The organism is Deinococcus sp., from assembly GCF_030523985.1.
Taxonomy (GTDB): Bacteria; Deinococcota; Deinococci; order Deinococcales; family Deinococcaceae; genus Deinococcus.
This window is the reverse complement of the sequence record NZ_JAUNHK010000094.1, coordinates 1-10,167: the sequence shown is the minus strand read 5'-3', so window position 1 is coordinate 10,167 and position 10,167 is coordinate 1. Positions and strand designations below refer to the sequence as shown.

The following is a 10,167-nucleotide window of genomic DNA, read 5'->3' as shown; positions in this document are numbered from 1 at the left end:
CTACCTTGCCAAGGTAGATGTCGCGAGTTCGAATCTCGTCTCCCGCTCCACACCCTTCCCCCTCTTGCCCTTACCCGGCGGAGGGGGAGGTTTTTTGTGCCCTGGTCTGCAACTTTTGGCGGAATCCAACAGCATGGCTTTGCCCTATGCTGCCTGAGTGCCGGACAACGTCATAGAAACACATGAACTTCGCAAGGTTTACCAGCGTCCTGTGGTGGATGGACTGAACCTGACCGTGGGTGCCGGAGAGGTCTTCGGTTTCCTCGGACCCAATGGAGCTGGCAAAAGCACTACGGTCAAGATGCTGCTTGGTCTGGTATGGCCGACCAGCGGAGTTGCCCAAGTGCTCGGCGGTTCTCCTGCCGACCCGTTGATTCGGGCGCGGCTCGGCTTTTTGCCGGAGCAGTTCCGATTTCAGACCTGGATGACGGGAGAGGAGTTCCTTCAGTTTCATGGTCGCCTGGCTGGGCTCAAGGCCGCCGAACTACGTCAACGTGTTCCCCAGGTTCTGGAGGAAGTGGGCCTGGGTGGGCGTGGCAAAGAACAGCTGAGCGGCTACAGCAAGGGCATGCTCCAGCGTTGCGGGCTGGCTGGGGCCATCTTGGCGCACCCCCGACTGGTTTTTCTGGATGAGCCGACCTCGGCGCTGGACCCGATCGGGCGAGTCGAAGTGCGTGAAATCATCGAACGACTGCGGGGCCTGGGGGTGGCTGTTTTTCTCAACTCCCACCTGCTCTCGGAAGTCGAACAGGTTTGCGACCGTGTGGCCTTTGTCAAAGCGGGCAAAGTGTTGCAGCAGGGCAGCATGCGGGAACTGATGGGGGGAGTGATTCCGGTCGACTTGCGCCTCAGCCACTTCCCTCCTGACTTGCAGACGGCTTTGACAGCTCTTGGACAGCTTCATCGGGTAGACGAAAATACGCCGGGCCGGGTAGATGTCGAACTCTGGCTGCCGGATGAGCAACGGGTTCCGGCCATTGCCCAGGCTGTGCACTTGGCAGGGGTGCAACTCTACGCCCTGACGCCACGCCGTCCTGACCTCGAAACCATGTTCCTAGAACTGATTGAAGGGACGCCTGAGCAGCGGGCAGGGGAGACGCATCATGCGTAACTTCTGGGCTTCTGTGGGCCTGATGGCAGAATTGGCCCTACGCGAGGCGGTGCGAAAGAAACTGGTGGCGGTGCTGCTGGTACTGAGTAGCCTTTTTCTCGGGTTCTACCTCTACGGCGTATTCAAGATGGACGATGAACTCAACCAGCGGGCCATTGAGGCGGGCATAGAGCGCAGCCGAACCGGGCTGTCGAATGCGCCAGTGATGTACACGACCACCTTCGGCATGTATCTGGTGTACTTCCTGGGGTCGCTGATGAGTGTGCTGTCGGCGGTGGGGGCCATCAGTGCCGACATCGAAAGTGGGGTTATGCAGAGCGTGGTCGCCCGTCCGGTCAGTCGGGCTGGACTGGTCGCTGGGCGTTGGCTGGGCTTCTCACTGGTCAACATGGGGTATGTCGCTCTGCTTTCGGCGGGTCTGCTGGGTGGCGTCTGGGCCATCACCGGTTACCTGCCGCCCGAGGTCGTGCCAGCGGTTCTGCTGCTCCTGCTGGTGTCCTTGCTGCTGACGGGCCTTACGGTACTGGGCAGCACACTCTTTACGACCCTCGCCAACGGCATCGGGGTGTTCGTGCTGTACGGCGTGGGCTTTAGCGGCGGCATCCTGAATCTGCTGGGCACCCTCTCGGACAACGCCACCGTCGTCACCCTGGGCCGCGTCGCCAACGTGCTGATGCCGACCAATGCCCTGTGGCTGGGGGCGAGCTACCACCTGCAACCGGGCGTGATGCGGCAGATGGGCGAGGCTGTCCCCAATCCCATCTTCGGCAACGCACCTGCTCCGACGGGGATGGTGGTCTGGGCGGTGGCCTTGACGCTCCTCGCCGTCGTGGGCGGCATGTGGCGCTTCAGTCGGCGCGATCTGTAGCCGGGGAGGACTCTGCCGCGCTGAGAACCACGACTTGCCAGTCAGCGGCTTCGGTGTCGTCGGTGCCTTGCCGTCCGGTGGTCGCCGCCGAGCGGCAGGTGAAACTGGCGAGGGGGTAAACTTCCCCCGCCGCGCTCAGGACGTAACGGCCATGCTCGCTGGGCGCAGCGACGCGGCGGCTCTCGGCCTCATAGCAAACGGTGACTTGCTGTCCCAGGGGCAACAGCGGCAGGTCCGATGCGGTCACGGTTCCCCGGAACTGGCGCTCGGGGTCACTGACTTCGCCATGCCAGGCTTCACGAACCGTCAGCGTCGACAGGGGGGCGGGTTTCTCCTGCGTCATGTGGCGAGTGTAGGGGACGCATATCTCTGTGAAGTCAGCCCGGCTTTAGAGCCTGCGCCCCCGAGGCTTCAAGTCCTGGTCGCGCAGGGTCAGCGTCGTGCTGCGAATCTGGGCAGTGGCACCGACCCGAATGTGGACTGGAACCTGGACAGGCCGCAACGTACAAACTTTGTCGCGCATGTCGCAGACGAATAGTTCGCCCCCAAGTTGCGCAGGGTAGTTGCCCGGTTTGACAGAGGCTGGGACACTCACCTTGAAGGTCATGGGCTTGACCTGGGCAAAGTAGCTGGCGAAAGCGGGATTCGAATGGCGTGTGCCGCTGGGCTGCACCTGGGTCTTGCTCCAAGGGGTCGTCAGGGTCAGGCGGTTGGGGGCTTCGTGGCTGACCAGCGTATCCCTGGTCGCCAGTTGCACGCGCAGCGTCGCAGATTGCCCCTGTTGGGCCGCCAGCGAAACCGGAGGCGTGGTCTCGCTTAACCGTCCAACCGCCAGCAAAGCCAGCCCGGCTACCGCCGAAGTCCATCCCATACTCATGCCGCCACCTTAGCAGGCCGAGATGAGGGACAAAGACGGGCCTTGCTTATTCTTATAAGTAGGTTTACCATACTAAGTATGACCCTGACGGAGCGTGAACGTGAATTGCTGGAACGCATTCAGGCGTCGCCGCTGGCCTCGCCGGAAGAACTGGCCCAGCAACTGGGCACCACGCGGGCGGCGGTCAACGTCCATGTCAGCAACCTGATGAAAAAGGGAGTGCTGCTGGGACGCGGCTATGTGGTGGCCCCCGAAGCGAGGGCCGAGCGGGTCGTGGTGGTGGGTGGGGCCAACATGGATTTGAAGGCCCGAATCTGCGGCCCGCTGGTTTCCGGCACCAGCAATCCTGGCGTCACCAGTCAGTCGCCCGGCGGTGTGGCCCGCAACGTGGCTGAGAACCTGGCCCGGCTGGGCGTAGCCGTGCGGCTGCTGACGGCGGTAGGCCAGGACGCGATGGGCGACACCCTGCTGCGGGAAACGGCGGCAGCTGGGGTGGACGTGTCGGCGGCGGTGCGTGTGGACGGCCACAGCACCGGGAGCTATACCGCCGTGCTGAATGCGGAGGGTGAACTGCTGGTCGCGGTGGCGGCGATGGACGTGATGGAAGCCCTGACCCCCGCTGCCCTGCGCAGCCGCCGCGCCGCCCTGCGGGGAGCAGGCTGGCTGGTCGCAGACGGCAACCTCAGTGCCGAGACGCTGGAGGCGTTGCTGGCCCTGGCGGCTGAGGGTAGGCAACGTGTGGTGTTTGAACCCGTCAGCGTGCCCAAAGCAGTGCGGCTGCTTCCGGCCCTGGCAGCGGGATACGCGCCCTATGCCCTGACGCCCAACCTGTCGGAACTCTCGGCGCTGGTGGGGCGCACGGTGGCGGATGAAGCGGGGGAGATTCGGGCAGCGGCCCTCGAACTGCATGCCCAGGGCAGCGAAATCGTCTGGGTGCGCCGGGGCGAACGCGGCAGCCTGCTGAGTTTGCCCGAAGAAAGCACCGAACTGCCTGCCCTCAAAGCCGAGGTGGTGGACGTGACGGGCGCAGGAGACTCCATGCTGGGGGCGTTTCTGGCGGCGCTGGTCGCTGGGGCGCTGCCTGCCCAGGCGGCCCGCGAAGCCCACGCTGCCGCTGCCCTGACCATAGAAAGCCCTTTTACCGTCGTTCCCGACCTCTCGCGCCAAAGTCTTCAAGCCCGCCTGAGCGCGGCAAAGGAAATCCTCTGATGCAAACTCCCGATTCGGCCCGTTCCTACCTCGACCTGCACCCCGAAGTTGCCGCCGCCCTCGCGGAAGGCCGCCCGGTGGTCGCCCTGGAAAGCACCATCATCAGCCACGGGATGCCTTACCCGCAGAATGTCGAGATGGCCCGCAGCGTAGAGCAGGTCGTGCGGGACGGTGGCGCGGTTCCGGCGACCATCGCCGTGCTGGGCGGGCGGCTCAAGGTGGGCCTGAACGCCGAGGAACTCGAACTGCTCGCCACCGACAAGAACGTGCAGAAAATCAGCACCCGCGACCTGCCCGTCACCGTGGCGCTGCGGCAGCACGGGGCGACCACGGTGGCGTCCACCATGCGAATTGCGGCGCTGGCGGGCATTCGCGTGTTTGCCACGGGCGGCACGGGCGGCGTTCACCGGGGCGCGGGCAACACGATGGATATCAGCGCCGACCTGCTTGAACTCGCCCGCACCGACGTGTGCGTGGTGAGCGCCGGGGTCAAGAGCATTCTGGACATCGGCCTGACGCTCGAAGTCCTCGAAACGCAAGGCGTGCCCGCCATCACGCTGGGCGAAGAAGAATTTCCCGCTTTCTACTCGCGCCGCAGCGGGTTCAAGTCGCCGCTGAGCGTGCAGACGCCCGCCGAGGCCGCCCGTGTGCTGAAGGCCAAATGGGATCTCGGCCTCGCTGGCGGCGTGCTGCTCGCCAACCCTGTACCTCATGAGTCCGAACTGCCCGCCGAGGAAATCAACCCCCATATCGAACAGGCCCTGCGCGACATGGACGCCCTGGGGCTGACGGGCAAGGACACCACGCCCTACCTGCTGGGCCGAATCGTGGAAATCACCGGGGGCCGCAGCCTGGACACCAACATCGCCCTGGTGCGCCACAACGCGGCGGCGGCGGCGCAGGTGGCGGCGGAGTACGCCCGGCTGCGCTAGAGCAGGGCGCGCCAGAAAAATCTGACAGGAGCGACCGAAGCGCAAAAGCAATACTGACTGTTTGCTGGCAGCTTTCGCTCGCTCCTTTCATTTGCTATCGTAGCGCCCAAGATTTTTACATCTTTTGCTCATGGAGGTTGACCTTAGGGCCTCTGTGTTCCCGTTTCTGTCCCGCCTCTCAAGGAGAAACCATGAAGATTAAAGCTCTGGGAATGACGCTGCTCGGTGCCAGCTTGCTCGCCGCTTGTGGAGAGAACCAGTCTGTAAACGCGGAACTCGCCCCCTCGTCTTTCGGTCAGCTCAGCACGCTCAAGCCGGGCGAACTCGGCGCCATCGAGCAAAAGCTCAAGGTCAATATCGTCAACATCGGATACGCCGCCACCTCGCCCGGCCAGGTGTCGGGGGCACGCGACCTGAACTTCAGCAGCCTGCGCCAGGAACTGCCCGCGACCTACAAGACCATCAACCGCTATCCCAGCTTCTACGGCAACAACGAGCTGACGGGCAACAACTTCACCTTCGACTACAACTACGTGACGGCCCCCAAGAGCTTCGAGGACGAGTTCTTCGCGTTCCTGGCCAAGAACGGCAAGGAAGAGTCGCTGAAAAAAGATGGCCTGACCTACCTCAACATCTCGGCAGCGGCCTACAACTGCCAGTCGGCAGACAGCACCAAAGTGCTCAAGGTGCTGGACCGCCGACCCACCGAGCTGACGCCGCTGTACGCCTGCCCCGAGCCGGCTGGCAACATCGCCCGCGAAATCACCGGCAACTGGGAAGTGGACGGCGCCGCTGTCGAGAAGTGGCTGGGTGACAATGCGGGCAAGCTGGGCATTGACCCCACCGAGCACACGGTCTTCCTGATCAACTGGTATGGCCGCCCCGACTTCAAGTTCCACAGCTACTCGCACGAGCGGGCCGAGTCGGTAGAGTCCGACACCAACGTGGACTTCGGGCAGCGCAGCAGCCGCCGCACCGTCGCCTGGGGCGGCACCCCCAGCAGCGACCAGGCCAGCGCCCGCCGCATCTGGTTCTATGACCAGTCGGCCAACCCCGACTACTGGACGAATGCTTGGAACGTCAGCGACGGCGACCTGGACGGTGACAAGGTTTACGACAAGCGCATGCCGCCCATCTGGGAGTACGGCACCCGCAAGGCAAGCGCGGCCTACGCTGAGAAGATCAGTGCCGACCTCGGCAAAGTCGTGCGCTATGTGGCGGTGGACCTGCTGTTTACCCCCAGTGCCCTGTACCGTGTGGCCCTGACCCCGCCCGACATGCCCGAGCACATCAATGTGGACCTTGCGCTGGAGCAGGGGCCTAACGCGCCTGTCAGCACCAATGTCATCAAGCCGCAACTGGTGGAAGAGCGCCTGAAGGTCCTTAATCCCTTCATCAAATGGAGCACCAGCCTGCGCCAAACGGCGCTCGACGGTGACGTGGCCGACGCCTACAAGTGCTTCTTCCCGCTGCCCACCGACGACGCCTGCTCGCCCGACTACGCCGATCCCGAGGGCGAACGGTTCTTCCAGCTCGCCCTGGCCGAAATTCGTCAGCGCAGCCAGGCCACGCCGGGCCAGTACCAGCTCACCAACTACCTGTTCAACGACACCAACGCCAAGACCCCCAACCAGGGACTGCTCGGTCAGGCCATCAGCGACGGCGTCACCGGCACCCAGACCCTGACGCTCAACTTCCTGACCCCGGCGCTGAACAGGGCAGGCTACGGCTTCACCGACACCGTGGTCCATGAGTCGGGCCACCACCTCAGCCAGTCGCACCCCCACGACGGCTACGACAGCGAGCGTGACGAGGACTTCGGCCCCAGCGGCTCCACCCTGTTCGTGGACGTGGGCGACGAAGTACACAGCGTCATGAGCTACAACAACCTGTCCAAGACCTTCGGTCAGTTCAACCTTGATGCCCAGTACCGTTACCTGACCACCGCCTACCTGACCAACAGCAACGCGATTTTGCAGCTCGTCCGCAACTCGGACAAGGTGCCCGACGTGCGTGCTGTCGCCCAGCAGGCCGACCAGACCTTCGCCGCAGCCGAAAGTGCTTACCAGGCCCGGCGCTACCGCGAGGCCGCCGACCTGGCGCACCAAGGCTACCTGAAGGTGCTGAGTGGAGCCAAGCAAGCGGGCGTGAGCGTCGAAGGCTACAAGTGGTACAACCGCATCGGCCAACTCTCGGTCGAGCCGCAGCGCACGGCCCGCAAGGTCAACCACATGCGTCCTGTGAAGGGGCCGGTCCAGCGTCCGGAAGAAACCCCGGCGCAGCGCGCCAAACGTCTGGCCCCCTGAGCTTCGGGCCTGCCTAGGGGGCGTCTGCTGCGGCGGGCCCCCCCTTTTTCGCATCTCGAATTCAGAAAGCCGTCAAGCCGCGCCGTAAGAATCAGGACGATATGGCGCTCAAAGGAGTTCGAATGCTTTCCCCCTTTTGCTCTTCAGCCGTGCGTGCCGCCCCGGTGCTGCTGGGTTTCCTCGCTCTGTCGGGGGCGCTCGCCATCAAGGTCGGCCCCGGCTCTCCGCTTTCGCCGCGCACCATTCCGGCGCAGACGACCCCGCAGACAGTCCCTGCGCCTGTGGCGGCCCGGCCCGCCTGGGATCACCCCACCTTCGAGTTGCTGGTCACGGTCAGCGCCCTACGCGACGCGGCGCGGCGAAGTGGGTTCAGCGTGGCCCGCCCCGCCGAACTGGGACGGGAGTTTGCCCGGTTACGCAGTCTTCCGGCCTTGACGCCCGCCGACGCTGGGGCGAGCCTCGCGGCCCTGCACGCGGCGTTGGGGCCGACGGGCGAACGCCAGTTGGCCGACGCCCGCGCCCTGCTGGAGCGCCGCGCCGCCCTGCAACTGGCCAGCAGCCGTCTGGCCCGCGACGAGGGAATGCCCGACCGGGCCTTTTACCGTCTCGCTTTTCAGGTGCCCGGCGGCCAGGGAACCGTTCAGGCCGTGCTGGACGGTCAGGACTTCAACCCCTTCCGGCAAGGCTTGCCTGCCAGCGTGTTGCGGCTGATTGAGGGCAGACTGGGCCGCTGATACAACCAACAGAAACGGAGACGAACCGCGTGCAGGTCGTCTCCGTTTCTGTTGGCGCTCGGGTCAATCCTCGCTGTCCTCGTCGCCCTTCTTGCCCTTCTTGTACGGGCCTTTTTCCTTCCACTTGAGCCGCACCGGAACTCCGGCGAGTTCGAGGTCTTCGCGGATGCGGTTTTGCAAGAAGCCCTCGTAGGCGCGGGTGACGAAGTCGGCGCGGTTGCAGAAAATGGCGAAGGTGGGCGGCGCGGTTTCCACCTGGGTCATGAAGTACATCTTCAGCGGCTTGCCGTGGAAGTTGGGCACGCGCTGCTTCATCTGCCAGACTTCCAGCCAGCGGTTGAGTTCGCTGGTGCCGATGCGCGACTGCCACTTGGCGTAAAGCTTCATGGCCTCGGCCAGCATGTCGTGAATGCCGTAGTCGTTGATGGCGCTGGTATACACGCGGGGCGCAAAGCTGATGTGGTGCAGCTTCTGGTTGAGGTCTTTTTCGGTGCGCTTGAGCTCTTCGTCGGGCACGAGGTCCCACTTGTTGACCACCACAATCACGGGCTTGCCGCTGTCATAAGCGAGGTTGGCGAGCTTGAGTTCGTGGTCCCCGATGTCGGTGGCGTTGACTACCAGCCAGATGATGTCGCTGCGCTCGATGGCGACCTGCGAACGTTGAATAGCGAAATCCTCGATGGCGGTGTCGGGCTTTTTGCGAATACCTGCCGTGTCCACCAGCACGAAGCGCTGCCCGCCGTAGTCCCATTCCACGTCCAAGCTGTCGCGGGTGGTCCCGGGCTGGTCGGCCACGATGGCCCGGTCACTTTGCGTAATCGCGTTGAGCAGGCTGGATTTGCCCACGTTGGGCCGCCCGATCAGCGAAATGCGGATGGGCGCGATGTCGGGCACGTCCTCGGTGTCTTCGGGCAGGTACTCCAGCACCTTGTCCATCAGGTCGTCCAGACCACGCGCGTGCTCGGCGCTGATGGGCAGCGGGTCGCCGAAGCCCAGGCCCCACAGTTCGGCCAGATACGGCTCGTGCTTCTGGCTGTCGATCTTGTTGGCGACGACAATCACGTGTTTCCCGAGGCGGCGCAGCCAGTCGGCCACTTCGTAGTCGGCGGCGCTCAGGCCCTCGCGGGGGTCGAGGACGAAAATGACGGCCTGGGCACCTTCCATGGCCCACTCGGCCTTTTCACGGATGGCTTCTTCCCACTCGTCACCACTCCACAGCCCGCCCGTGTCGATCAGGGTGATGCGGTGGTTGTGGTAGAGCATCAGCCCTTCCTTGGCGTCGCGGGTCACGCCGGGGAAGTCGGCGACCACGGCTTCGCGGCGACCGATGAGACGGTTGAACAGACTGGATTTGCCGACGTTGGGCCTTCCAACAATAGCGACTTTATGCATGTGAGACGCTCCTTTACGGTGTCGGTTCTTCCTGCGTCTGGGAAGTTCCGCCGAAGGCTCCGCTCTCACGGTGAGGGCAGAGGCAGAGAACAACAATTCTAGCAGAGAGCAGGCAAAGTGCGGCCCTTAAGCGAGTGCATACCCTTGACACTGCCTGAATACCGCTCTATTCTTTTTCTATCACCGCCTGCAAAGGGCGGATTTTTTATTTGGCCGGCTCGCGTTAGCCTGCGCCTATGGTTCGAGCAAAAAAACGGCTCGCGTTGGCAAGAACGCTGGGCCTGAGTGGATTGGTGCTGTCTGCGCTGCTGGTGACGGGGATTTGGGTCGGCGGGGCGCTGGCCTTCGTTCCGGTGCAGGCGACAGTGTACACGGCCCAGACGCAACTCGGGCATCTCAATACTCAACTGGTGCAGGTCGAAACGGCGCTTGCCCCCGTTGACGCGCTGGTGCGCCCGGAGGCCCAGAGCGCCGTGCAGACCCTGGGCGAATTGGCCCGCAGCGCCCAGCGCACGCCGCTGCTGGGCACCGTGTTTGGAACCGAGAACCTTCAGCGGGCCGCTGACCTGACGGCACAGTGGCAAAGGGCGCTGGACGGACGGTTGCCCGTCGCGCAGACCCTGACCGACACCCGCGCCCAGCTTCAGACCTGGCAACTGCGGCTGACCCAGTTGGAGCAGGGGCTGCGGCTGGGGGCGCTGGCAGCGGGGGCCATCCTCACGCTGCTGGTGGCCTGGT

The 10,167-nt window shown here is 64.2% G+C and carries 10 protein-coding genes; 7 read left to right on the top strand and 3 right to left on the bottom strand.

Annotated features, from left to right (window positions below; all coding sequences use genetic code 11):
• The first annotated feature begins 157 nt into the window (after positions 1 to 157).
• Positions 158 to 1,111, top strand: coding sequence for an ABC transporter ATP-binding protein (locus tag Q4C89_RS11995; protein ID WP_303102851.1), 954 nt, complete (start codon positions 158 to 160; stop codon positions 1,109 to 1,111).
• Complete coding sequence (locus Q4C89_RS11990; protein WP_303102850.1) at positions 1,104 to 1,979, top strand: ABC transporter permease subunit; 876 nt, start codon at positions 1,104 to 1,106, stop codon at positions 1,977 to 1,979. Before Q4C89_RS11995 ends, Q4C89_RS11990 begins: the two co-directional genes overlap by 8 nt.
• Here the strand turns inward: Q4C89_RS11990 and Q4C89_RS11985 are convergent.
• Together Q4C89_RS11985 and Q4C89_RS11980 are read right to left on the bottom strand one after the other, a co-directional pair.
• Positions 1,960 to 2,322 (bottom strand): hypothetical protein, encoded by a 363-nt coding sequence (locus Q4C89_RS11985; RefSeq protein WP_303102849.1) that lies wholly within the window; start codon positions 2,320 to 2,322, stop codon positions 1,960 to 1,962. The genes Q4C89_RS11990 and Q4C89_RS11985 overlap by 20 nt on opposite strands.
• Before the next feature lie 45 nt (positions 2,323 to 2,367).
• On the bottom strand, positions 2,368 to 2,856 hold the full coding sequence (locus Q4C89_RS11980; RefSeq protein ID WP_303102848.1) for a hypothetical protein: 489 nt from the start codon (positions 2,854 to 2,856) through the stop codon (positions 2,368 to 2,370).
• A gap of 78 nt (positions 2,857 to 2,934) precedes the next feature.
• Here Q4C89_RS11980 and Q4C89_RS11975 point away from each other — a divergent pair, with 78 nt between their 5' ends.
• The 4 genes from Q4C89_RS11975 (at position 2,935) to Q4C89_RS11960 (ending at position 8,037) form a co-directional block, all read left to right on the top strand.
• Positions 2,935 to 4,065 carry a carbohydrate kinase gene (locus Q4C89_RS11975; protein WP_303102847.1) on the top strand — a complete coding sequence of 377 codons (1,131 nt, stop codon included), beginning with the start codon at positions 2,935 to 2,937 and terminating at the stop codon, positions 4,063 to 4,065.
• Entirely contained in the window at positions 4,065 to 4,997 is a 933-nt protein-coding gene (locus Q4C89_RS11970; protein ID WP_303102846.1) for a pseudouridine-5'-phosphate glycosidase, read from the top strand. The genes Q4C89_RS11975 and Q4C89_RS11970 overlap by 1 nt, the downstream gene beginning before the upstream one ends.
• A 191-nt stretch (positions 4,998 to 5,188) precedes the next feature.
• Complete coding sequence (locus tag Q4C89_RS11965; protein WP_303102845.1) at positions 5,189 to 7,303, top strand: hypothetical protein; 2,115 nt, start codon at positions 5,189 to 5,191, stop codon at positions 7,301 to 7,303.
• Positions 7,304 to 7,425: 122 nt separating this feature from the next.
• On the top strand, positions 7,426 to 8,037 hold the full coding sequence (locus Q4C89_RS11960; RefSeq protein WP_303102844.1) for a hypothetical protein: 612 nt from the start codon (positions 7,426 to 7,428) through the stop codon (positions 8,035 to 8,037).
• Between the two features lie 63 nt (positions 8,038 to 8,100).
• On the opposite strand, the gene der is transcribed toward Q4C89_RS11960, so the two are convergent.
• Complete coding sequence (der, locus tag Q4C89_RS11955; RefSeq protein ID WP_303102843.1) at positions 8,101 to 9,429, bottom strand: ribosome biogenesis GTPase Der; 1,329 nt, start codon at positions 9,427 to 9,429, stop codon at positions 8,101 to 8,103.
• 236 nt (positions 9,430 to 9,665) lie between these two features.
• On the opposite strand from der, the gene Q4C89_RS11950 reads away from it, so the two are divergent.
• The coding region (locus Q4C89_RS11950) for a hypothetical protein (protein ID WP_303102842.1) at positions 9,666 to 10,167 on the top strand (502 nt) is incomplete at its 3' end.

Excerpts from the sequence above, each read along its gene's own strand:
- Q4C89_RS11965 (WP_303102845.1), top strand. The coding sequence starts at position 5,189 with ATGAAGATTAAAGCTCTGGGAATGACGCTGCTCGGTGCCAGCTTGCTC.
- Q4C89_RS11960 (WP_303102844.1), top strand. The coding sequence starts at position 7,426 with ATGCTTTCCCCCTTTTGCTCTTCAGCCGTGCGTGCCGCCCCGGTGCTG.
- Q4C89_RS11990 (WP_303102850.1), top strand. The coding sequence starts at position 1,104 with ATGCGTAACTTCTGGGCTTCTGTGGGCCTGATGGCAGAATTGGCCCTA.
- Q4C89_RS11985 (WP_303102849.1), bottom strand. The coding sequence starts at position 2,322 with ATGACGCAGGAGAAACCCGCCCCCCTGTCGACGCTGACGGTTCGTGAA.
- Q4C89_RS11975 (WP_303102847.1), top strand. The coding sequence starts at position 2,935 with ATGACCCTGACGGAGCGTGAACGTGAATTGCTGGAACGCATTCAGGCG.
- Q4C89_RS11970 (WP_303102846.1), top strand. The coding sequence starts at position 4,065 with ATGCAAACTCCCGATTCGGCCCGTTCCTACCTCGACCTGCACCCCGAA.
- Q4C89_RS11980 (WP_303102848.1), bottom strand. The coding sequence starts at position 2,856 with ATGAGTATGGGATGGACTTCGGCGGTAGCCGGGCTGGCTTTGCTGGCG.
- der (WP_303102843.1), bottom strand. The coding sequence starts at position 9,429 with ATGCATAAAGTCGCTATTGTTGGAAGGCCCAACGTCGGCAAATCCAGT.